23 protein-coding genes and 1 riboswitch are annotated in these 20,987 nt (G+C 57.9%); of the genes, 9 read left to right on the top strand and 14 right to left on the bottom strand.

The features are described from left to right. Positions 1–94: 94 nt before the first annotated feature. A complete protein-coding gene (locus ACR0IY_RS13625; protein ID WP_480674156.1) occupies positions 95–619 on the bottom strand; it encodes a type III secretion system chaperone in 525 nt (174 codons plus the stop codon). 217 nt (positions 620–836) lie between these two features. Between ACR0IY_RS13625 and ACR0IY_RS13620 the strand changes: the two genes are divergently transcribed. Further along, the gene (locus ACR0IY_RS13620; protein ID WP_480674154.1) at positions 837–1,316 is read left to right on the top strand and encodes a YHS domain-containing (seleno)protein; all 480 of its coding nucleotides are present in this window, start codon (positions 837–839) and stop codon (positions 1,314–1,316) included. Between the two features lie 17 nt (positions 1,317–1,333). On the opposite strand, the gene cmk is transcribed toward ACR0IY_RS13620, so the two are convergent. Further along, positions 1,334–1,951, bottom strand: a complete 618-nt coding sequence (gene cmk, locus ACR0IY_RS13615) for a (d)CMP kinase (protein WP_480674153.1) — start codon at positions 1,949–1,951, stop codon at positions 1,334–1,336. 65 nt (positions 1,952–2,016) lie between these two features. On the opposite strand from cmk, the gene bchE reads away from it, so the two are divergent. Continuing rightward, entirely contained in the window at positions 2,017–3,507 is a 1,491-nt protein-coding gene (gene bchE / locus ACR0IY_RS13610) for a magnesium-protoporphyrin IX monomethyl ester anaerobic oxidative cyclase (RefSeq protein ID WP_480674151.1), read from the top strand. 14 nt (positions 3,508–3,521) lie between these two features. Here bchE and aroA read toward each other — a convergent pair whose 3' ends face one another. Next, positions 3,522–4,868, bottom strand: a complete 1,347-nt coding sequence (gene aroA, locus ACR0IY_RS13605; protein WP_480674149.1) for a 3-phosphoshikimate 1-carboxyvinyltransferase — start codon at positions 4,866–4,868, stop codon at positions 3,522–3,524. Between the two features lie 181 nt (positions 4,869–5,049). On the opposite strand from aroA, the gene ACR0IY_RS13600 reads away from it, so the two are divergent. Next, positions 5,050–5,859, top strand: coding sequence for a hypothetical protein (locus tag ACR0IY_RS13600; protein WP_480674147.1), 810 nt, complete (start codon positions 5,050–5,052; stop codon positions 5,857–5,859). Positions 5,860–5,862: 3 nt separating this feature from the next. On the opposite strand, the gene trmB is transcribed toward ACR0IY_RS13600, so the two are convergent. From trmB to miaB, 8 genes are all read right to left on the bottom strand, one after another. After that, positions 5,863–6,570 (bottom strand): tRNA (guanine(46)-N(7))-methyltransferase TrmB, encoded by a 708-nt coding sequence (gene trmB, locus ACR0IY_RS13595; protein ID WP_480674145.1) that lies wholly within the window; start codon positions 6,568–6,570, stop codon positions 5,863–5,865. A 92-nt stretch (positions 6,571–6,662) separates the two neighbouring features. Beyond that, positions 6,663–7,844 carry a methionine adenosyltransferase gene (gene metK, locus ACR0IY_RS13590; RefSeq protein ID WP_480674143.1) on the bottom strand — a complete coding sequence of 394 codons (1,182 nt, stop codon included), beginning with the start codon at positions 7,842–7,844 and terminating at the stop codon, positions 6,663–6,665. Between the two features lie 5 nt (positions 7,845–7,849). Continuing rightward, positions 7,850–7,899: riboswitch (SAM-SAH riboswitch) on the bottom strand. 30 nt (positions 7,900–7,929) lie between these two features. Further along, a complete protein-coding gene (gene lnt, locus ACR0IY_RS13585) occupies positions 7,930–9,435 on the bottom strand; it encodes an apolipoprotein N-acyltransferase (protein WP_480674141.1) in 1,506 nt (501 codons plus the stop codon). Continuing rightward, positions 9,432–10,319 (bottom strand): hemolysin family protein, encoded by an 888-nt coding sequence (locus ACR0IY_RS13580; RefSeq protein WP_480674139.1) that lies wholly within the window; start codon positions 10,317–10,319, stop codon positions 9,432–9,434. Before ACR0IY_RS13580 ends, lnt begins: the two co-directional genes overlap by 4 nt. A 36-nt stretch (positions 10,320–10,355) precedes the next feature. Next, positions 10,356–10,850, bottom strand: a complete 495-nt coding sequence (ybeY, locus tag ACR0IY_RS13575; RefSeq protein WP_480674137.1) for an rRNA maturation RNase YbeY — start codon at positions 10,848–10,850, stop codon at positions 10,356–10,358. 39 nt (positions 10,851–10,889) lie between these two features. Continuing rightward, entirely contained in the window at positions 10,890–11,912 is a 1,023-nt protein-coding gene (locus tag ACR0IY_RS13570) for a PhoH family protein (RefSeq protein WP_480674135.1), read from the bottom strand. 133 nt (positions 11,913–12,045) lie between these two features. Next, positions 12,046–12,810: an outer membrane protein gene (locus ACR0IY_RS13565; RefSeq protein ID WP_480674133.1), complete on the bottom strand. Its 765-nt coding sequence runs from the start codon at positions 12,808–12,810 to the stop codon at positions 12,046–12,048. 182 nt (positions 12,811–12,992) lie between these two features. Then, entirely contained in the window at positions 12,993–14,312 is a 1,320-nt protein-coding gene (gene miaB / locus ACR0IY_RS13560) for a tRNA (N6-isopentenyl adenosine(37)-C2)-methylthiotransferase MiaB (protein WP_480674131.1), read from the bottom strand. A 120-nt stretch (positions 14,313–14,432) separates the two neighbouring features. Between miaB and ACR0IY_RS13555 the strand changes: the two genes are divergently transcribed. Continuing rightward, a complete protein-coding gene (locus tag ACR0IY_RS13555; protein WP_480674129.1) occupies positions 14,433–15,296 on the top strand; it encodes a glycosyltransferase family protein in 864 nt (287 codons plus the stop codon). 7 nt (positions 15,297–15,303) lie between these two features. Here ACR0IY_RS13555 and ACR0IY_RS13550 read toward each other — a convergent pair whose 3' ends face one another. Beyond that, positions 15,304–16,101, bottom strand: a complete 798-nt coding sequence (locus ACR0IY_RS13550) for a phytanoyl-CoA dioxygenase family protein (protein ID WP_480674127.1) — start codon at positions 16,099–16,101, stop codon at positions 15,304–15,306. An 86-nt stretch (positions 16,102–16,187) separates the two neighbouring features. Here ACR0IY_RS13550 and ACR0IY_RS13545 point away from each other — a divergent pair, with 86 nt between their 5' ends. After that, the gene (locus tag ACR0IY_RS13545; protein WP_480674126.1) at positions 16,188–17,078 is read left to right on the top strand and encodes a LysR family transcriptional regulator; all 891 of its coding nucleotides are present in this window, start codon (positions 16,188–16,190) and stop codon (positions 17,076–17,078) included. A 2-nt stretch (positions 17,079–17,080) separates the two neighbouring features. On the opposite strand, the gene irrA is transcribed toward ACR0IY_RS13545, so the two are convergent. Further along, positions 17,081–17,497 carry an iron response transcriptional regulator IrrA gene (irrA, locus tag ACR0IY_RS13540; RefSeq protein ID WP_480674124.1) on the bottom strand — a complete coding sequence of 139 codons (417 nt, stop codon included), beginning with the start codon at positions 17,495–17,497 and terminating at the stop codon, positions 17,081–17,083. Positions 17,498–17,685: 188 nt separating this feature from the next. On the opposite strand from irrA, the gene fabA reads away from it, so the two are divergent. The 4 genes from fabA to ACR0IY_RS13520 are packed head-to-tail and all read left to right on the top strand — an operon-like array spanning position 17,686 to position 20,498. Continuing rightward, on the top strand, positions 17,686–18,195 hold the full coding sequence (fabA, locus tag ACR0IY_RS13535; protein ID WP_170326986.1) for a bifunctional 3-hydroxydecanoyl-ACP dehydratase/trans-2-decenoyl-ACP isomerase: 510 nt from the start codon (positions 17,686–17,688) through the stop codon (positions 18,193–18,195). A 31-nt stretch (positions 18,196–18,226) separates the two neighbouring features. After that, on the top strand, positions 18,227–19,456 hold the full coding sequence (fabB, locus tag ACR0IY_RS13530) for a beta-ketoacyl-ACP synthase I (protein WP_480674122.1): 1,230 nt from the start codon (positions 18,227–18,229) through the stop codon (positions 19,454–19,456). 5 nt (positions 19,457–19,461) lie between these two features. Then, the gene (locus ACR0IY_RS13525) at positions 19,462–20,253 is read left to right on the top strand and encodes an enoyl-ACP reductase FabI (protein WP_480674120.1); all 792 of its coding nucleotides are present in this window, start codon (positions 19,462–19,464) and stop codon (positions 20,251–20,253) included. 59 nt (positions 20,254–20,312) lie between these two features. Next, positions 20,313–20,498 carry a hypothetical protein gene (locus ACR0IY_RS13520; protein ID WP_480674118.1) on the top strand — a complete coding sequence of 62 codons (186 nt, stop codon included), beginning with the start codon at positions 20,313–20,315 and terminating at the stop codon, positions 20,496–20,498. A 23-nt stretch (positions 20,499–20,521) separates the two neighbouring features. Here the strand turns inward: ACR0IY_RS13520 and ACR0IY_RS13515 are convergent, their stop codons facing one another. Then, positions 20,522–20,950 carry an FKBP-type peptidyl-prolyl cis-trans isomerase gene (locus ACR0IY_RS13515; protein ID WP_480674116.1) on the bottom strand — a complete coding sequence of 143 codons (429 nt, stop codon included), beginning with the start codon at positions 20,948–20,950 and terminating at the stop codon, positions 20,522–20,524. Positions 20,951–20,987 lie beyond the last annotated feature (37 nt).

The following is a 20,987-nucleotide window of genomic DNA, read 5'->3' as shown; positions in this document are numbered from 1 at the left end:
TTCTGGATTAAATGCACTGTCGCCCTATGCCTTCAACATAGTGGCTTCACTCAGACAAGCTGGCTTCGCGGCGAGTGAAAATTTCTAACAAAGATCAGATTTCCTCACCTTTCTTAAGGAGTTCGTCGATCAAAGAGCGCTGCAGATCAAGGCTGTCACCCCCTCCGTACTCTGCCGCTCCACCAGAATACAGTGTGCCGTAGGTCCTGGCGACGTTCACTGTCTGCGCCAACCCCGAGATCAGTTGTTCCTTATCCAGCCGGGACAAAGGATGGATAAACGCAGCCCACAAGGTGTCGTTGGCGATCGCGTAGCGCGCGTCCAGCGTGCTATCAAAATTGGCTTGCATCATACGCTTCAGGTCTTCGGGAGATAAATCTGTGGCGCTGCCGATCGCCACCATCGCACGCATCCGGTCGGCGTTTGTATCTGTGATCACCAGAATGGGAACATCCGCCACTGTCAGCTGAAACCCCGCCCCGTTCGGCTGGGCTTCGGGATCAAGCGCAAAGATGATCTTGCCCAGACGTTCATAATCCATCGGCGGCTCGGACGCGGGGGCTTGCTGGGCCGCAAGGCCACCGGCCAGAAAAATCAGCATTAGGGCTAGTCGGATCATCGCATCTCTCCTGCAGGCTCTGCTTTGACCATAGGAACACTCGGTCAAACTGACCAAACAAAGCTTAGTGATGAGTGTTTCCGCGGCCATCGCATCTTTGAACGATCTGCAAGGTTTGCCGTCCTTGCTGCGATAGCTCGTTCAGAATCCCTCTCCTACCTTGGGTTCAGCGGTGGGCGCACCAGCCGACCCGTGCCTAAACAAGAAAGGAAACGCAATGAATTCTTTGATCCTGACCACCCTGATCGCCACCCTGCCCCTGATCGCGGCTCCGGCCTTTGCGGTGGATGAAATCAACGTCTCGAAGGGCATCTCGGCAGCGGGCGCTCCGCTGGCGGCCCATGGCGTCGATCTGGTGGCGCTGGTGAATGAAGGCAACCCGGTCGATGGGTTTGCGACCCACTCGGCCACATACGATGGGGCGTCCTATTATTTCACCAACGCCGCAAATCGCGAAGCATTTGAGGCCAACCCTGACGCGTATCTGCCGCAGCACGGCGGGTTCTGTTCTTTCGGTGTTTCGGTCGGCAAGAAATTCGACGGTGACCCGGATCAGTATCTGGTCGCGGATGGTAAACTGTACCTGTTTCTGAGCGCTGAAACCCGGGCTGCATTCCTGAAGGACGTGGCCGGGACAGCAGGCACAGCAGACGCTCAATGGGCGAATATCAAAAATATCGCCGTTGGCGAGTTGTGATTATCCGGCCTGCGTCGCTAGGGCGTCGCGGGCCGTTTTTGATTGATGACTTCAATCGCCCGCGCCAGCGCGACCTCAATGCTCAGATCAGACGTATCCAGCAACACGGCATCCTTGGCAGGTTTCATCGGTGCCGTGCTGCGCTCGGCGTCTCGCGCGTCGCGTTCGCGCACATCGGTCAACACCTGATCGAGGGTCACATCGGCCCCCTTGGCGCTAAGCTCAAGATAGCGGCGTTCCGCGCGGACCTCTGCGCTGGCGGTGACAAAAAGTTTCGCCTCGGCCTCGGGGCAAATCACTGTTCCAATGTCGCGCCCATCCAGCACGGCACCACCCGAGCGACGGGCAAAGCTGCGCTGAAAATCGACCAGCGCAGCACGAACATCAGGAATCACCGCAACTTTCGAGGCCGCCTGCGCGATCTCGGCCGTGCGCAAATCACCTTGCAACAGCTCTTCGGCAGTTAACGCTTGTGCAGCCTCGGCGGGATCGGCCCCTTCCAACGTCCGGCGACCAACTGCCCTGTACAACAGCCCCGTATCCAGATGAGCGAATCCGAAATGCGCCGCAACGCCTTTCGAGATCGTGCCCTTACCTGCCGCTGCCGGGCCATCAATGGCTACGGTAAATCTCATCATCTTCTCCGGAAATTCTGCACGGTTCAGGGCTTACCAACGCGGTAGTCAAAAAGGAACTTGAAATGCGACTTGTACTGCTGCACCCCCCACATACTGCGATCGGAAGCCGAATTCCGCAAGAACACCTGCCACCCTTTGGTTTGCTGTGTCTAGGAGGGCCGCTGATAGACGCCGGCCACCAAGTCTGGCTGGTCAATGCGGATCGCAAACCGATGGAAACCAGTGAAATCCTGTCAAACGTAATGGCCCACATGCCGGATGCGGTGTTGATCGGACATTCCGGATCCAGCTCGGCCCATCCAACCGTCGCGGATTTGACCCGCAAAATGCGCAAAGCGCACCCCGACCTGACAATCATCTACGGCGGCGTCTATCCCAGCTATCACTGGCAGGACGTCCTGCGCGACTGCCCCGCGATCGACGTCATCGTCCGGGGAGAGGGCGAGGCGACAACTCCTGTGCTGATTGACGCACTTAGGAACGGGCACGATCTGACAAGCGTTCCCGGTCTCGCGTTTCGGGATACCACCGGGCAGCCTTACGCAACTCGCCCCGCTGCCATCATCACCGATCTGGACAAATACCGGATCGGATGGGAGTTGATCGATTTCAACGACTATTCCTACTGGGGCGGCAAGAAATCCGTCATCCTGCAATTCTCGCGCGGTTGCCCCCATCTGTGCAGCTATTGCGGGCAACGAGGGTTCTGGACCAAATGGCGCCACCGCGATCCCGTTAAACTGGCGCGAGAAATCGGCTGGCTGGTGCGCGAACATGGCATCGAACTGGTCAATCTGGCCGACGAAAACCCCACGTCGTCCCGGCGGCGATGGAAAGCGTTTCTTGAGGCGCTGATTACCGAAAACGTCTCCGTGACCCTCATCGGATCAACTCGCGCCGACGATATCGTGCGCGATGCCGATCTGCTACCCCTGTACAAAAAAGCAGGCGTTCTGCGCTTTCTGCTCGGAATGGAAAGCACTGATGAGGCCACACTGCGCAAAATTCGCAAGGGCGGTGCGACAACCAAGGATCAGCAAGCTATCCGGTTGCTCCGCGCGCATGGCATGATCGGGCTGTGCACCTTTGCCGTTGGATTTGCCGACGAGACCGACCGCGATCTGTTCAAAATCCTCCGGCAGCTAATCCGCTATGATCCCGATCAGATCATGTCGATCTATGCCACCCCGCACCGCTGGACGCCCTTCTTCAACGAGATGCGCAATCGCAATGTCATCGAACCGGACCTGCGGCGCTGGGATTACAAACATCAGGTGATCGAAACGCCCTACATCCCGGTCTGGCGGGTATTTCTGTGGGTTAAGCTGATTGAAGTGCTCGTCACCACCCGCCCACGCAACATCTGGCGGCAGATCACGCAGCGTGATCCCGAACTGCGCCACGCGATGCGCTGGTACAGCCGCATGGGCAGCCGAGTAATCGTGCACGAGGTGCGGGAGTTCCTGTTCCGCTCGGCCCGGCACGGCGTTGGAACCGTGGCCGAGTTCTTTGGAGGCACAACACAGCTGCCGGAAAACACCATGTCCCGGTAGCGTGAATGAACGGGTCAACCGCGGCTCAATTTGGCCCCTAGCGCACCCATCAGCGGTTCGAAAATCGGGAAGGAGGTCGCAATCGGGCCACCATCATCGACAGAAACCGGCTTTTGCGCACCCATGCCCAAAATCATGAAGGACATGGCAATGCGGTGATCCAGAAAGCTCTCGCAGGTGCCGCCGCCGGGGACATTGCCGATGCCCAGCCCCTCGACCGACCACCAGTCCTCACCCTCGTCTACCGTTACACCATTGGCACGCAACCCACGCGCCATCGCGTCGATGCGGTCGCTTTCCTTGACGCGCAGCTCTTTCACGCCGCCCATCATCGTGGTTCCGGTCGCATTTGCGGCCACCACGGACAGCACCGGATATTCGTCGATCATCGAGGCCGCACGCTCTGGCGGGACATTGATCCCTTTCATTTTGGGCGAATAGCGCGCGCGCAGGTCAGCGACGGGTTCACCCCCTTCTTCGCGCTCGTTTTCATAAGTCAGGTCCGCGCCCATCTCGCGCAGCGTTGTGAACAATCCCGCACGGGTCGGGTTCAACCCAATCCCTGGCACCAGCACGTCGGAACCCGGCGTGATCAAGGCCGCGCAAACCGGGAAGGCCGCGCTGGAAGGATCGCGCGGCACGGCGATGACCTGCGGCTTCAACTCAGGCCGACCGGTCAGGGTTATCACCCGGCCTTCGTCGGTATCCTCAACTGTGATTTCGGCGCCAAACCCGGCGAGCATGCGTTCGGAATGATCACGGGTGGCCTCTTTCTCGATCACGACGGTCTTGCCAGGTGCGTTCAGGCCAGCCAACAGTACAGCGGACTTCACTTGCGCAGAAGGAACCGGCACTTCGTAGTGGACCGGAACCGGTTCGGCGGCGCCAACGATGGTCATCGGCAAACGCCCACCCGAGCGGCCCACCGATTGCGTGCCGAACAAGGCCAGAGGATCAGTGACCCGCGCCATCGGGCGTTTGTTCAGGCTGGCATCTCCGGTAAAGGTGGCCGTAATCGGACAGGTTGCCATAGCCCCCATGATCAGCCGAACACCAGTGCCCGAGTTTCCGCAATCGATCACCTGATCGGGTTCGGCAAAGCCACCGACTCCGACACCGTAAACCGTCCATTCGCCATTACCATGATCGGTAACCTCGGCCCCAAAGGCGCGCATGGCCTTGGCGGTGTCCAAAACATCCTCACCTTCCAGCAGGCCCGAGATCTTGGTCTCACCCACTGCCATTGCCCCCAGAATCAGAGACCGGTGCGAAATCGATTTGTCACCGGGTACCTCGGCCGTGCCGGTCAGCGGGCCGCAGGGATGCGAAGTCATCGGGATGGGCGTGCCGTGTCCGGACATGGGGGCTCCTTTTGCGCTATCAGTGCTCAAGCCGATTAGCGAATTGGGGCCGGTTGGTCCAGCGACAATACGACGGCCACAGCAAGCTAGGTTTGGGCGATCAGCAACTCCCAGGCTACAATGAGCGAATTCAGAGCGAGTTCATTTGTTTTCCGCAATTCACTGTCCGAGGTCATTTCTCATGTCGCAACTTCAATCCATGCTTTCCAGCGGAACAGAAAAGTACTTTCAACCCAAAGACCCGTTAAAGACTGACAGCGTTCTGCAGATGCGTCTGGCCTTTCTGGTTGGCCTCGTTGCTTTTGGCCTGCCTATCATTCTGGCCGGAGGTGCCATATTTGGTGGCAGCTGTTTTCGCGACAGCATCAGCCATTTTTACTATGCTCAATTTCTGGGGGCCATTTTCGTCGGATGCTTAATTTTTATCGGAGGCTTCCTGATCGCCTATACCGGAGACCATTGGCTTGAGGATCTTGGGTCCTTGATCGCCGGAATTGGTGCGTGTTTTGTCGCCGTTTTCCCTACAAGCGGATCTGGCTGCGAAGCGCCCGTCAGTTTCAAGTCACGGATATTTGCAGATGTGAACCAGACACCTCCGCCTGATCTGTCAGCCCCTGATCCAGATGCGTTCTTTACTCTGTTCTCCAGCGCCCCGCATCTGCACGCTTGGGCGGCCGGAATCTTGTTTGTCTATCTCGGCCTTTATTGCCTGTTCGTTTTGCGTCGCGTCGTTCCAGAGCGTCACATAACAGACGGGCAGTTGATTCCGACTAAAAGGCGCCGCAATACGCGGTATGCGTGGTGCGGGATCACGATTTTGACGTGCGTTTTGATTCTGGGTATCGTCGCCTTGTCCGGTGAAGGCAGCCAGACGGGGTGGAAGTCCTACAACCTTACTTTTTTTGTGGAAACCATCGCGCTTTGGGCGTTCGGGCTGGCCTGGTTTACCAAAGGCCGCGCCTTTCCCAGCCTGCGCGATCCCGCACCCTAGAAATCAGGTTTTGCGGAACGTCAGGTAATGTGGCGTGCGGCCTTCACGCAGGGCCTTCTGCTCGTAGCGGGTGGAAATCCAGTCTTCCCATGGCTCACGCCAGTCTGATGGACGTTCAGCCAGCCATTCAAACCCGGCGCGAGGTACCTCTTCTAGCGTTTGGCGCACGTAGTCCGGAATGTCGGTGGCCACCCGGAAAATCGACCCCGGTTTCAAGGCGCGGGCCAGCGGCTCCAGATGTTCAGGTGTCACGAAACGGCGGCGGTGGTGCCGGGTTTTGGGCCACGGGTCGGGGTACAACAGAAACGCGCGCGAGATACTGGCCTCGGGCAACACGTCGAACAAATCTCGTACGTCGCCGGGATGCACAGCCAGATTGTCCACGCCGGCCTGACGGATTTTGCCCAACAGCATGGCGACGCCGTTGATGTAAGGTTCAGCACCGATGATGCCGATACCGGGATTGCTGGCCGCTTGGTGCACAAGGTGCTCACCGCCGCCAAAGCCGACCTCAAGCCAGACGTCTTTGCCACCGAACAACGCCTTCAGGTCTAGCGGAGTGCGTTCGGGGTTGGTCTCCCAATCTACCGCACCAGGCGACAGGGCGTCGAGGTCTTCGTTCAGATACGTCTTTTGGCTGGGCTTCAGGGTCTTGCCCTTGAAGCGGCCATAGAAGTTTCTGCGCGGGCGTTGTGGTGTCTGGGTGCTCATGGCGGAGCCCATACTGCGCGGGTCGCACCGTTGCAACCCCAGCGCAGAAACGAAAAGCGCGCCGACTTCGGCGCGCTTGGTGTTGATTCGGATCAGACCGCCGCTTTCAAAGCGTCGACCAGATCGGTGCGCTCCCAGCTAAAGCCGCCATCCGCATCCGGCTCGCGACCGAAATGACCGTAGGCAGCAGTGCGCTGGTAGATCGGCTTGTTCATTTGCAGGTGCTCGCGGATGCCGCGCGGTGTCAGGTCCATGACCTGCCCAACGGCCTTTTCAATCGCAGCGTCGGCGACCTGCCCGGTGCCGTAGGTTTCGGCATAGATCGACAGCGGTTTGGACACGCCAATCGCATAGCTCAGCTGAATGGTGCAGCGTTCAGCCATGCCGGCAGCGACAACATTCTTGGCCAGATAGCGCGCGGCGTAGGCTGCCGAACGATCCACCTTGGTCGGGTCTTTGCCTGAGAAGGCCCCGCCACCATGCGGGGCAGCACCACCATAGGTGTCGACGATGATCTTGCGGCCGGTCAGACCGGCATCGCCATCGGGACCGCCGATCACGAATTTGCCGGTGGGGTTCACATGCCATTCGGTCTCAGCGCTCAGCCAGCCGTCAGGCAGTGTTTCGGTAATATAGGGTTCGACGATGGCGCGGATATCGTCCGAGGTCAGCGCCTCATCCAGATGCTGCGTCGACAGCACAATCGAGCTGACGCCGACTGGTTTGCCATCGCGGTAAACCACCGACAGCTGCGATTTCGCATCGGGGCCCAGCGCGGGCTCTAAGCCGTTTTTACGCACCTCAGCCAGGCGACGCAGAATTGCGTGGCTATACTGGATCGGCGCAGGCATCAGCGCGGGCGTCTCGGTGGTGGCATAGCCGAACATGATGCCCTGATCGCCAGCGCCCTCGTCCTTGTTGTCCGAGGCATCCACACCCTGCGCGATATGCGCGGATTGTTCGTGCAGAAGGTTGGTCACCTCGACGGTCTCGTGGTGGAACTTGTCCTGCTCGTAGCCGATATCTTTGATACAGTCGCGCGCGATCTCGTCGATGCGGCCCATATAGTCATGCAGCTTGTCCTGATCCGACAGCCCCACTTCCCCGCCGATGACCACACGATTGGTGGTGGCGAAGGTTTCACACGCAACGCGCGCTTCGGGTTCTTCGTTCAAAAACGCGTCGAGGACGGCATCGGAGATCCGGTCACATACCTTATCCGGGTGCCCTTCGGAAACGGACTCCGAAGTGAAAGTGTAGTTCTGTCGGGACATGAAAGTGCTCCATTAAGATTTCCCCCGTCACGCCAGGAAGCCGTTGTGACAGGCAATCGAGGGATACGCTCACAGGTTTCCGGGGTCAATCCGATTTATGGGCACTCTGCCGAGCGTTGCGCCATTGCAGCGCAAACATAGACAATAGCAAGGCGAAGATCGGAATATCCCCTATCCGCGAATAAACCGTGGGGGCCAGAGGCGCAGGCAGCGTCGCGTCGATATACCCCGCCTGCCCCAATGCCAGCGCATCCACAACGCGGCCCAGTGGATCGATCATCGCGGACACACCCGTATTGGCCGAACGCATCATCGGCAGGCCCTGCTCAATCGCCCGCATCTGTGCCTGTGCCAGATGCTGATAAGGACCAGACCAAGTGCCGAACCATGCGTCATTGGTGATCTGCAGCAGAAAATCCGCCCGCGCCGGGGCCGACAAGACGTCCTGAGTAAAGACGGCCTCATAGCAGATTAGCGGCAGCGCCTTGCCCAGTTCGCCTGCATCCATCAATGCTGCTCCCTGACCCGCACTGAACCCGTGGCCGTTGGTGGCCGCCATACCATAGACACCAAACTTTGCCATCACCTCGCCGAAGGGCACATATTCCCCAAACGGGGCCAGGTGATGCTTGTCGTACAAGCCCTGCTGCTGGCCCTGTTCATCCAGATAGATCATCGAGTTGTAAATGCGTGGACCGTCACCCCTTTGAATGCCTAGAAACACAGGTGTCCCCTGCGCCGCATCGGCAATCGCATCCAGATAAGGCTGGGCGCTGCCCAACCATGCAGGTACCGAAGTTTCAGGCCACACAATCAGATCGGGCCGCGGCTGCGCGGCCGTAAATTCGATCTGGCGCGCAAAGAAAAGCGGCGCATAGTCCGGATCCCACTTCTGATGTTGGGGGGCGTTAGGCTGGATCAGGCGGACAACGTGATCGGTTTCGATGACAGTCGGGCGCGCGGCCGCATATCCCAGCGCCAGACACACAGCACCAACAGTCAAGGCAATAGGCACAGCAAATCCCGCCCTGTGCGCGAACGCCGCGCCCAAAGGCAGCGTCGCCAACAGGGTCAATGCACCCAGACCGTACGGCCCAAACAGGGACAGAAGCTGCGCGACCGAAGTATCAACCCAAATCTGTGCCAACCCGGCCCAGGGAAATCCCGTCAGCACATACCCACGGGCGCATTCCGCTAGCGACACCGTCACCGCCAGAAAGACAGCCTGCGAAACCGCACGACTATCCGGTCTCCGCGCCACCCAAAAGGCCAGAGCCCAGAACAGTGCCAACCCTCCAGCCATGAAGACCAAGGCAAATGGCGCCATCCAGGCATGACGTTCTGCATCGACCAGAAACGGCTCAATGATCCAGCTCAGGGCATGGGCAAAATACCCGGTGGCAAAAGCCCAACCCAGCCAGGCGGCACGCCCTCTCGTTTCCGTTGATAAATACAGCGGGGACAGAAGGATCAACGCGATCAGAGACGCCGCCCACCCCCCATAGGGCGCAAGACCGAATGCTGCCAGCACCCCCAACATGGCTGCCAGCCCAAATCTTACCCAAAAGGGCCAGCCCCTTGCAGGGTTCATGCAATGACGTCCGGCAACATGACACGCAAACGCTTGATACGGCGTGGGTCGGCGTCAAGCACTTCGAATTCGGGGCCTTCCGGGTGCTGAACGACCTCTCCGCGTGCGGGAACCCGACCGGACAACATGAAGACCAGGCCGCCCAACGTGTCGATCTCTTCTTCGTCCACATCCTCGTGGCTGGTCAGCGAGCGGCCAATCTCGGCCTCGAACTCTTCCAGCGGGATACGCGCCTGAACGATGTAGCAGCCAGGTTTTTCCTCGATCCACAGCTGACCTTCGTCCGCATCATGTTCGTCAGCGATTTCACCGACCACCTGCTCAATCAGATCTTCGATGGTCAGCAGCCCATCGACACCGCCATATTCATCAATCACCAGTGCCATGTGACGGCGTTCGGTTTGCATCTTGGTCATCAGAACGCCAATCGGCATCGAGGGGGGCACGAACAGCAAGGTCCGTAGCATCGGCACCAAATCGAACTCTGCCGACTCACCGTTGAACCCGTGGGTCAGCGCGAAATCCTTTAGGTGGATGAACCCCAATGGCGTATCCAGCGTTCCCTCATAGACTGGTATCCGCGACAGACCACTGTCCCGGAACAGCTGCGCCAGTTCGTCTTTCGTGATGGTTGAAGGGACCGATACGATCTCGGCCGTCGGGATGGCCACATCCTCGACCCTCATCCGCCGCAGGTTGATCATCCCGCGCGGTTGCGATTTGTCGATCTCGTGGCCGTTGGTTACGCGAACTTCTTCGTCGCCCTGCGACGAAAACGCGTCCACTATTCGAGAAAAAAATCCGGCTTTCTCTTTGACATTGTCACCGCCGTCCTTCGGTTGCGCGCCCTGCGCCGCCATAGAACTGCCGTCTGTATCGCCCATAATCCTGTTCCAATTAATCGGCCCTGAAGGCCCACACTACCCATTATATGGGTCATCGATACCCAGTTTGCAAAGTATCTCGACCTCGACCCCTTCCATTAACGTGGCATCGGGGTCACGTATGTGGTCGTAGCCCAGTAAATGCAACATCCCGTGAATAATCAAATGGGTGACATGATCATCCATGGTTTTACCCGCGTCCGAGGCTTCGCGCGCGCAAGTATCGAAGGAGATTGCGATATCGCCCAACGCGATCTCGCCAGTAAAATCCGGTGTCGGCGGTGTCGGCGCCTGCCCCGGCGTTTCGGCCGCCAGATCTTCTGCCGGCCAGCTGAGAACATTGGTGGGCGTCGGCTTTTCGCGAAACTCCGCATTCAGCTCGGCAATCCGCGCATCACCACAGGCCAGAAGGCTGACTTCACACAGGTCAGCATTCATTTCACAATGATCCAATACTGACTGGACAGCGCGCATGACCAAGGGCTCAAGCCCTTGCCAGCGCGAATCTTCGATTGTCAGTTCAAGGTTCATACCATCATGTCCAAAGTCCCGGCGTCGGAACCCTGATGGTTACCCTGTCTCACGGCCCGCGTCGGCCTCATACGCTTCGATAATGGCGGCGACAAGCGGGTGGCGCACAACATCCTTCGAAGTGAAGTAGTTAAAGCTGATATTCGGGATCGTCTTCAACAACCGTTCGGCATCGCGCAGACCCGACTGGACCCCGCGCGGCAAATCTACCTGCGAACGGTCGCCGGTGATCACCATCCGACTGCCTTCACCCAGACGCGTCAGGAACATCTTCATCTGCATGGTCGTGGCATTTTGCGCCTCGTCCAGAACCACAAACGCATTGGCCAGAGTACGACCACGCATAAACGCCAGAGGCGCAATTTCGATTCGCTTTTCCTCGATCAGCTTGGCCAGTTGCTTGCCTGGCAGAAAATCGTTCAGTGCGTCGTAAAGCGGCTGCATATACGGATCGACCTTGTCCTTCATGTCGCCCGGCAGATAGCCCAGTTTTTCGCCTGCTTCGACAGCAGGACGGCTGAGGATGATCCGATCTACGTGCCCCCCAATGAACATTGACACCCCAACGGCAACCGCCAGATAGGTCTTGCCAGTCCCCGCCGGACCAATGCCAAAGGCCAGTTCGTTGTTGAACAGAGACTGCACGTACGCTTTTTGCGCATCGGTGCGCGGCTCAACCAGTTTCTTGCGGGTTTTGATCTCGACCGTGCCGCCCTTGAACATCTCAAGCTGGTCGCCGTCGCGGCTGCCGGTTCCGGTTTCCGAACCCCCCATCCGCAATTCGCGGTCAACATCGGCGGCCTCAACCTCGCGACCGCCTTCCAGACGAGCATATAAGGCCTGCAGCACTTCGATCGCCTGTTTCTGGGAATCGTCGTCGCCCATAACAACCAACTGGTTGCCACGGCGCACGATCTGGACGGACAGCTTTTGCTCGATGTCAGTCAGATTGCGGTCATATTCGCCGCACAGATCAATCAATAACCGGTTATCGGGAAATTCAACGAATGCCTCACTCTGGGGCATTTCATCTTGCGGTGGGGTCAGGGCACCGATGGCCAATCCGTTCTCCTGTCTTGGCGTTTCACCCCGAGCGTGACAACAATTCTTGACGGGCGCAAGCCACAGTTTCAAATTTTCCGCAATGGATGGTAAAACCGCCGAAGGCTGACAACAATATCTGGCCTGCGTGAAGTCAGAACCTGTAGTTCAGTCCAAATCTCAGCCCCCGGTATCGCGGCGTCGATTTCGTTGAGAACCCATTACCAAACGTGATTTCGTCCGAGTCAAACTGCACGTATTCATACTCGCCCGTGATTGACCAATGTTCGCTTAGGTTATGTTCCGCACCGATGCTGGCGGAAAACCCCTTTCGGTGGCCAGAGTCTTCAAACGACTGAACCGTGGGTCCGGACGTCAAGCTGCTGGTAGTCCGTACATCACCGCGCACCAAACCGACTGAGAGGAAGTACAACAATGTACCGCTTTTGTTGGTCAGACCGTTGCGAAACCGCAGCGACAGAACATCAGACACTTCCGAGCCGCCCGTCACGGTGGTACTGCCAATCTGTGTCATGACCTCGTCATCAAGCGAACCGAAATCATATCCCAGTTCAAACCCGTAAACGTAATCGCGTCCGCCTATAGCAGGCACAACACCGCGCCAGCCGCCGCGAATGCCGCCGTAGTTGCCGCCCAGGTCCAGCTCTCCAATTTGAAAAAGGCCCGTTGGTGTTCTCAACCCAAACCGATCCGTGCCGTCTGTCGCGTATCCGCCACTCAGGCCGAGATAGAAGGCACTGACATCGCTGCCAAAACGTTTCGGGCTGGTCACTTCGGGATCGGTCACGCCCTGATCCAGATTCCCTGCTGCCGTCGCGGTTGAAAAAAACGAGGATGCCACCAGAGTCGCAAAGACGGTTTGGCTGTTTGGCCCCAGTAAACGTTCTAGAATCTTCACTCGCACCCTCCATCGTCCTGACCTTGAACTTGCGCCAGCACCGAATTGGAATTTCAGGAAGTCAAAACTCTAGCCCCCAAAAAACCTGGCCTTTCTCGGACCATATTTCCAAGTCATAAATCAAGGGTAAATTTTGGAAACATACGCCAAAACTGGTACTCGGACAGCATTTGATACCAGAATCAGATCAACGCGCCCGCCAATGAATTCGCGCCTGATTCGGTGATCCGAACATCCCTCAACTCACCCACGGCCACATCAACGTCTGACACGTGAACCGAATGCAGATACTCGGATTTTCCGACCATTTGTCCAGGCAGACGACCGGTTTTTTCAAACAATACCCGCACCTTCCGGCCAACCATTGAATCTTGGATTTCCCGCTGATGCCGCGTGATCAGAGCCTGCAAGCGCTGTAGGCGATCATCTGCGGCAGCAGGGTCAACTTGAGGCCGTTCGGCCGCAGGCGTTCCGGGGCGCGTCGAGTATTTGAAGGAATAGGCGTATCCATATTTAACCTGTTCCACCAAATCCAGTGTGGCTTGGAAATCCTCTTCGGATTCCTCGGGAAAGCCGACGATGAAGTCGCCGGACATAACGATATCCGGGCGCGCTGCACGGATACGCTCGATCAGGCGCAAGTAGCTTTCAGCGGTGTGGCTGCGATTCATCCGCTTGAGGATTCGGTCCGAGCCTGATTGCACTGGCAGATGCAGGTAGGGCATCAGTTTCTCACAGGTTCCGTGCGCTTCGATCAGGTCGTCCGCCATGTCGTTGGGGTGCGACGTGGTAAAACGGATGCGCTCCAGCCCATCGACCTTGTTCAACTCCCAGATCAGACCAGCCAAGGTCATGTCTCCGTTCGGACCCGCGCCGTGATAGGCGTTGACGTTCTGACCCAGCAAAGTGATCTCGCGCACGCCGCGATCGACCAGATCGTGCGCCTCACGGATGATGCGATCCGCAGGGCGGCTAACCTCGGCGCCACGGGTATAGGGTACCACGCAGAAGGCACAGAACTTGTCGCACCCTTCCTGCACGGTCAGAAACGCCGTTGGGCCACGTTTGGCCTTGGGCCGGTTCTTGAGTTTCTCGAACTTGTCTTCCTCGGGGAAATCCGTGTCCAGCGCTTTGGCGCCGGTGCGGGTCTTCGCCTCCATCTCGGGCAGGCGGTGATAGCTTTGCGGGCCGACCACCAGATCGACCAGCGGCTGACGACGCATGATTTCTTCGCCTTCGGCCTGTGCAACGCATCCTGCAACACCGATCTTCAAATCTGGCTTCTCGGCCTTTAGCCCTTTGAACCGGCCAAGCTCGGAATAGACCTTTTCAGCCGCCTTTTCCCGGATATGGCAGGTGTTGAGCAGAATCATATCCGCGTCATCAGGGCTTTTGGTTTCGACATAGCCCTGTCCGCCCAGCGTCTCAGACATGCGTTCGCTGTCATAGACATTCATCTGGCAACCATAGGTTTTGATGTACAGCTTTTTGGGTTCTGACATGGGTATGGCCTTTGCGCTCGCGGGATCGGCGTCGTCTATACCTTGCGAACGCCGCTTGCAATGGTGAGGCGATTACTCGATTTTGACCGGAGTTTCCAGCAAAGTGGAACCGAACAGGCAATGCAGTACGACTCACTCGATGTTTTTCTGACCTCTGGCAAATCCGCGCTGGCCAAAGGCCCCGTCGCGCTGATCTTTGCCGAGGATACTGTCGAGGTCGACAGCACCATCCGGCACCATTTGCAACTGGGCTTTAAATCCCTGATCGTCTTTATGCCACTGGACTTTGCGTTGGCCCCGGACCTGACGGATCGCGTTCACCGGGTCACACTGACCTGCGTACCCAGAGCTGTGGTGTTCGACACGATCAACAGAATCATCCAGGACGCGCCGGGTATCTGGATGTACTACTGCTACAACGCCGAGTATCTTTTCTTTCCGTTTTGCGAGACTCGAACAGTCGGTGAATTGCTGGCCTTCCATAGCGAGGAACGCCGCGATGCTATGCTCTGCCATGTGGTCGACCTCTACGCCGATGACCTGAACGCTTTTCCGAACGGTGTCTCACCAGATCGGGCAATGCTGGATAGCACGGGCTATTACGCCCACACCCGCCACGATACAGAGGGCCACCCGGTCGAGCGTCAACTGGACATGTCCGGCGGTCTGCGCTGGCGGTTCGAAGACCACATCCCTTATGAACGCCGCCGCATAGACCGGATAGCTTTGTTCAAGTCCCGCAAAGATCTGCAACTACGGCCGGATCACACGTTTAACGAGCCGGAATACAACACCTATTCCTGCCCGTGGCACCACAACATGACTGCCGCCATATGCTCGTTTCGTGCAGCCAAAGCATTGAAAAGCAACGCCGGGTCCACTTTTGACATCCCCAGCTTTTGCTGGCGCAACACTGTGCCGTTTCAATGGACATCAGGCCAGTTGCTCGATCTGGGGTTGATCGAATCGGGCCAGTGGTTCTGATCCCGGCTTAACGCCGCAGCAACACTGGAAACCAGTCTTCGCGCAGGCGCTGACCAAGGGTCATGTCATGGCCCGGATACGGCGGAGATGTGCGGCCCGGACGCTCCACATACCGCGCGTCGTCCCCCACCAGCCTAAGCGAAAACGCACGGCGCCGGCTGTCAGAGTGGTTTCCGCGCGCGCCATGCAACGTGCGATAGTTGAAGGCGACAGCGTCGCCCGGCTCCATTTCGAATTCCACAACCTTCATGCCTTCGGCGTCAGGGTCAGGGACGGGGATGTACTGACCCTCATCGGGAAAGAACCCTTCTTCCGACACCCAACGGGTCGGCAAAACTTCTTTCTCCCACCGGTGCGAGCCAGCAACGCAACGCAGTGTCGCCTGTTTCACGGGGTCCAGAGGCGACCAGAAACTGATCGTCTGCTGTCCTTCTACAAAATAATACGGTCCATCCTGATGCCAGGGCGTGGCCATCGAGGTACCCGGTTCCTTGACCAGAACGTGATCGTGGAACATCTGAACCGTCTGCGATTGCATCAGGTCCGCCGCAACCTCAGCGGCGGGAGAATTTTCGATCACATCCCGAAATTGATCAATCCGCGACCAGTTGCAGTAGTCGTCAAAGAAAAGTCCGCTCTCGCCCTGTTTCTTGTTTTCAGACGCGTAAGGCCCAGGCTCTGCCATATTCGCGGCAACGCCATCGCGCAGGGTTTCGACGTGATCGGCAAACAACCCTTTTATCAAAACAACGCCGTCCTGCTGAAAGGTGTCGATCATATCCTGTGTGATCAAAGGGTGCGTCATGTCTGTCTCCGCGCTGGTGGCGGGACGATCTGCGCATGCGAAAGACCTCTGTTCAAGTAATATCTTTTGAAGATACACTTAATCTTATGTTATATCTATCACTGCGCCAATACGAATATGTCTGCGCGATCGGGTTGCACGGCAGTCTATCCGCCGCAGCACAGCACCTGAATGTCTCGCAACCCGCCCTGTCCAACGCGCTAACCCGCGTAGAGGATCAGCTGGGTTATCCTTTGTTCGCCCGCAGGCGCGGCGCGGCGATGGCGCTGACACCGCAGGGGCGCAGCTTTATCGAAAAGGCCCAGGCCCTGCTGGCCAGCGCCGCCCAACTGGAAAATACAACCGGTACAACCGCCGGCAAGAACAGGCTGCGTATGGGGTGCTTTGTCGATCTGGCCCCCTTCCTACTTGCCCGCGCCTTAAACAGGTTGCGCGATGTTCTGCCTGACGTCGCAGTGCCTTACCGGGTAGACAGCTTTCAGGGTCTGATATCCGGCCTGATAGACGGGCAGATCGACCTGGCTATTACGTACGGGGTAAGTATGGACGCGACCTTTACCCGGCATACCCTCTTCACCAGCACTCCGCATGCTTTGCTGTCCCCGGATCACCCGCTGGCCGCCAAAAGCCATATCTCCCTGCAAGATCTGGCCGCTTGTCCGCTGATATTGTCAGAAGAAGGGCTGTCGGCACAGCACGTGCTGGGATTGTTTCGACAGATCAACGAAAACCCGACAGTGGCCCACCGGGCGGCTTCACTGGAAATCCAGCGCAGCCTGGCGGCACATGACGAAGGGGTCGCAATCAGCTACGCCAATCCCCCCGCCAACATCAGTTATGATGGACGGCCACTGCTAAGCCTGCCCTTATCGGATTCGTTTGCGGCCGAACCTGTGGTGCTGGCTCGACACGGGACAGGCCCTACGGATGCACAGATTGCGACCGCCGAGCGCGCGTTGATCGACCTAATGAGGTGAGATTATTTTTTCCGCAGGCGGATCACGACATCGACAGACGCGATCTCAACACCTTCAGGGGCCTCGGGCAAGCGTTGAATCACCAGCTGGTCCGACGGCGCATCGCTCAGGCGGCTTTCATCTTCCCAGTAAAAATGGGGATGGTCGTGGGTGTTGGTGTCGAAATAGCTTTTCGACCCGTCCACCGTTATTTCTTGCAGAACGCCGGCATCACAAAAGGCCCGCAGCGTGTTGTAGACAGTGGCCAGAGATACGGCGTCGCCGTTCTTTTTCGCCGCTTCAAACAGACTTTCGGCGGTAACGTGGCGGTGTTTTCCATCACCGACTAGCAGTTCAGCCAGAGCAACGCGCTGACGCGTCGGACGCAATCCGGCGTCGACCAACCAATTTGTCGCTATATTCTGGCTTTGAGGTGTCATGAATCCGAAACCCGTTCGTTGCTGAAGTATATATAGGTGCTCTGGTGAGGAAATTTCAAATGAAATTCATTCGCAAAGAATGGTCTGAACTCAACACGATGTAAGGGAGCGCTCTTGCAGGACCTTGCATACGGGTGCTAGGTGAGGCCAGATATAACGAACGAACCCCTGGCAGGAGAGGCGGCAGAATGGCCCAATTCCCAAGCAGCTTTGACAAGGACGATCTGCTGAAATGCGCCCGTGGCGAGCTATTCGGCCCCGGCAATGCGCAATTACCTGCCCCGCCGATGCTGATGATGGATCGGATCACCGACATTTCGGCCGATGGCGGTGCACACGGTAAAGGTCATGTTCTGGCCGAGTTTGATATTACCCCGGACCTTTGGTTCTTTGATTGCCATTTCCCCGGCAATCCGATCATGCCCGGTTGCCTGGGACTGGACGGCCTGTGGCAGTTGACCGGTTTCAACCTGGGCTGGCGTGGCTGGCAGGGGCGCGGCATGGCCGTGGGCGTGGGCGAGGTCAAGCTGACCGGCATGGTACGCCCGGATCGCAAGATGCTGACCTATAAAATCGATTTCAAAAAGGCGATACAGACCCGCCGCCTGACGATGGGTGTGGCGGATGGTATCGTCGAAGCGGACGGTGAAATGATTTACGACGTCAAAGACATGAAAGTCGTTCTGTCCGAAGCCTGAGCCGGACCGGCCTGAAATAAGGAGCACGCACATGCGTCGAGTAGTTGTCACCGGTTTGGGAGTTGTCTCCTCCATCGGGAACAATGCCGAAGAGGTTCTGACCTCACTCAAAGCCGGCAAGTCCGGCATTGTTGCCAACGAACAGATGGTCGAACATGGCTTTCGCAGCCAGATCGCTGGGTCACTCAAGATCGACGTAGCCGAGCATGTGGACAAGCGCACCCTGCGCTTCATGGGTCCCGGTGCCGCCTATGCTCATATCGCCATGAATCAGGCGATTGCTGATGCCGGCCTAACCGAGGATCAGGTTCAGAACCCCCGCACCGGTTTGGTGGCCGGGTCGGGCGGCCCCTCAACCAGCGCCATGCTAACCGCACATCAGACCGTATTGAAAACCGGAGCGACAAAGCGGATCGGCCCCTTTGCGGTACCCAAGTGCATGTGCTCGACAATTTCCGCCAATCTGGCGACCGCGTTTAAGATCAAGGGTATCAACTACTCAATCACTTCGGCCTGTTCGACCTCGCTGCATTGCATAGGTAACGCGGCCGAGCAGATCATGATGGGCAAACAGGACGTCATGTTTGCCGGTGGTGGCGAAGAACTCGACTGGACCTTGTCCTGCCTGTTCGACGCGATGGGCGCGATGTCCTCGAAGTACAACGACATGCCGGAAAAAGCCTCGCGCGCGTTCGATCAGGACCGTGACGGGTTCGTGATCTCAGGTGGTGGCGGCATCGTCGTGCTGGAGGATCTGGAACACGCGCTGGCCCGAGGGGCCAAGATTTACGCCGAGGTTACCGGTTTTGCCGCAACCTCGGACGGCCATGACATGGTGGCCCCGTCGGGGGAAGGCGGCGAACGCGCAATGCGTTTGGCCCTGGCCACCCTGCCTGAAGGCCGTAAAGTCGGCTACATCAATGCTCACGGCACATCGACCCCGGTCGGCGACGTTGGCGAGGTCGAAGCGGTCCGTCGTATTTTCGGTGAAGGCAACGTGCCGCCGATTTCATCGACCAAGTCGATGACTGGACACGCACAGGGTGCAGCCGGCGCGCTTGAGGCCATCTTCTGCCTTTTGATGCTGGAACATGATTTCATTACTCCGTCGATCAATGTCGACACACTAGCCGAAGGCATCCTGCCCGGTGAAATTGCAACTCAAGTAGTTGAAAACGCAGGTCTGGACAGCGTGATGACCAACAGCTTTGGCTTTGGCGGCACGAACGGGTCCATGGTTCTGTCCAGGTTTAACGGGTGAAAATGATGTCGGAACTTCTTAAGGGCAAACGCGGCCTGATCATGGGCGTGGCCAATGACCGGTCGATCGCATGGGGCATTGCCAAAGCCATGCACGAAGCGGGTGCAGAGCTGGCATTCACCTATCAGGGTGAAGCATTCGGCAAACGGCTGGAACCGCTGGCCAAAAGCCTGGGCAGCGATTTTATGGTCGATGCAGACGTCACCAGCGACGAATCTCTGGACCGCGCATTTGGCGAACTGGGCGCACGCTGGCCGACAATTGATTTTGTCGTCCACGCCATTGCCTATTCGGACAAGTCCGAGTTGGCAGGCCGGTTCCTGAACACTACCCGGGCGAACTTCAAACATTCGATGGATGTATCCGCTTATTCCTTTATCGAGGTTGCCCGCCGGGCCTATCCGCTGATGAAGGACAATGGCGGTACGCTACTGACCCTGACCTATCAGGGATCGAACCGGGTTGTGCCGAATTACAATGTCATGGGTGTGGCCAAGGCTGCACTGGAATCCGCCACGCGCTATCTGGCCAATGATCTTGGCCCCGATGGCATCCGCGTGAACGCGATTTCACCCGGTCCGATGAAGACGCTCGCAGGCGCAGCCATTGGCGGCGCACGCAGGACCTATAAGTTCTGCGACCAGAACGCGCCCATGCGATCAAACGCAACGCTCGAGGCCGTCGGGGGCACAGCAGTTTATCTTGCCTCTGATGCAGGTAAGTGTACCTCGGGCGAGATCATTCGCGTCGACGGTGGTTTCCATGTTCTGGGCATGCCGCAACCCGACAACATGTGACCCGATCTTTCCCTGTCCGCGCCTAGATTTGACCATCTTTCGCGGGCACGGATAGCCTCATGAGCAAAGCTGAACAAATCATTGCCAGCAACACGCGGGTGTCCCGTCGTAAACCCGGATTTTTAGGGTATCGCGGCCGGGTCGCGTTGCTGGCCCTCACCACTATACTGATGCTGTTTGTGTTTCTTACTCAGGCAGACGTCCGCGACGCACTCACATCCTGGACCAGCCTGATTTCAGGCTGATCCTCTGCTCCGGCCCAGGCCGGTCAGTTGATCGAGACGACCTCAATATCGAAAATCAGATCCTGACCCGCCAAGGGATGATTGGCATCCAGTGTGACGGTTGCCTCGTCCGCGTCCACCACGGTCACAGGAACGGCCTGCCCGTCCGGTGTTTGCATCTGTAGCTGCGTACCGGGTTCCAGCGGAATATCATCCGGAATGCCTTCCCGCGGGATCTGCTGACGTGCAGCGGGATTGATCGGGCCATAAGCGTCCACACAGGCGATCTCGACGCGTTTTTTTTCACCCACAGCCAGGCCAGGCATGGCCGTATCCAGCCCGGGAATGATCTGGCCTGATCCGACCACAAATTCCAGCGGATCGCGCCCTTCGGAACTGTCGAACACGTTTCCGTCTAACAACGTTCCCTTGTAGTGGATGCGAACCGTGTCGCCCTGTTTGATCTCGGTCATCTGTGGCCTCCGGCCGTTAGGGGTTGAAGCGACCAAA

Source organism: Ruegeria sp. BC1 (assembly GCF_056539305.1).
This window is presented reverse-complemented; position numbering and strand designations above follow the sequence as displayed.

Coding starts and splice junctions, on each gene's coding strand:
- ACR0IY_RS13625 (WP_480674156.1), bottom strand. CDS start 619: ATGATCCGACTAGCCCTAATGCTGATTTTTCTGGCCGGTGGCCTTGCG.
- ACR0IY_RS13620 (WP_480674154.1), top strand. CDS start 837: ATGAATTCTTTGATCCTGACCACCCTGATCGCCACCCTGCCCCTGATC.
- cmk (WP_480674153.1), bottom strand. CDS start 1,951: ATGAGATTTACCGTAGCCATTGATGGCCCGGCAGCGGCAGGTAAGGGC.
- bchE (WP_480674151.1), top strand. CDS start 2,017: ATGCGACTTGTACTGCTGCACCCCCCACATACTGCGATCGGAAGCCGA.
- aroA (WP_480674149.1), bottom strand. CDS start 4,868: ATGTCCGGACACGGCACGCCCATCCCGATGACTTCGCATCCCTGCGGC.
- ACR0IY_RS13600 (WP_480674147.1), top strand. CDS start 5,050: ATGTCGCAACTTCAATCCATGCTTTCCAGCGGAACAGAAAAGTACTTT.
- trmB (WP_480674145.1), bottom strand. CDS start 6,570: ATGAGCACCCAGACACCACAACGCCCGCGCAGAAACTTCTATGGCCGC.
- metK (WP_480674143.1), bottom strand. CDS start 7,844: ATGTCCCGACAGAACTACACTTTCACTTCGGAGTCCGTTTCCGAAGGG.
- lnt (WP_480674141.1), bottom strand. CDS start 9,435: ATGAACCCTGCAAGGGGCTGGCCCTTTTGGGTAAGATTTGGGCTGGCA.
- ACR0IY_RS13580 (WP_480674139.1), bottom strand. CDS start 10,319: ATGGGCGATACAGACGGCAGTTCTATGGCGGCGCAGGGCGCGCAACCG.
- ybeY (WP_480674137.1), bottom strand. CDS start 10,850: ATGAACCTTGAACTGACAATCGAAGATTCGCGCTGGCAAGGGCTTGAG.
- miaB (WP_480674131.1), bottom strand. CDS start 14,312: ATGTCAGAACCCAAAAAGCTGTACATCAAAACCTATGGTTGCCAGATG.
- ACR0IY_RS13555 (WP_480674129.1), top strand. CDS start 14,433: ATGCAGTACGACTCACTCGATGTTTTTCTGACCTCTGGCAAATCCGCG.
- ACR0IY_RS13550 (WP_480674127.1), bottom strand. CDS start 16,101: ATGACGCACCCTTTGATCACACAGGATATGATCGACACCTTTCAGCAG.
- ACR0IY_RS13545 (WP_480674126.1), top strand. CDS start 16,188: ATGTTATATCTATCACTGCGCCAATACGAATATGTCTGCGCGATCGGG.
- irrA (WP_480674124.1), bottom strand. CDS start 17,497: ATGACACCTCAAAGCCAGAATATAGCGACAAATTGGTTGGTCGACGCC.
- fabA (WP_170326986.1), top strand. CDS start 17,686: ATGGCCCAATTCCCAAGCAGCTTTGACAAGGACGATCTGCTGAAATGC.
- fabB (WP_480674122.1), top strand. CDS start 18,227: ATGCGTCGAGTAGTTGTCACCGGTTTGGGAGTTGTCTCCTCCATCGGG.
- ACR0IY_RS13525 (WP_480674120.1), top strand. CDS start 19,462: ATGTCGGAACTTCTTAAGGGCAAACGCGGCCTGATCATGGGCGTGGCC.
- ACR0IY_RS13520 (WP_480674118.1), top strand. CDS start 20,313: ATGAGCAAAGCTGAACAAATCATTGCCAGCAACACGCGGGTGTCCCGT.
- ACR0IY_RS13515 (WP_480674116.1), bottom strand. CDS start 20,950: ATGACCGAGATCAAACAGGGCGACACGGTTCGCATCCACTACAAGGGA.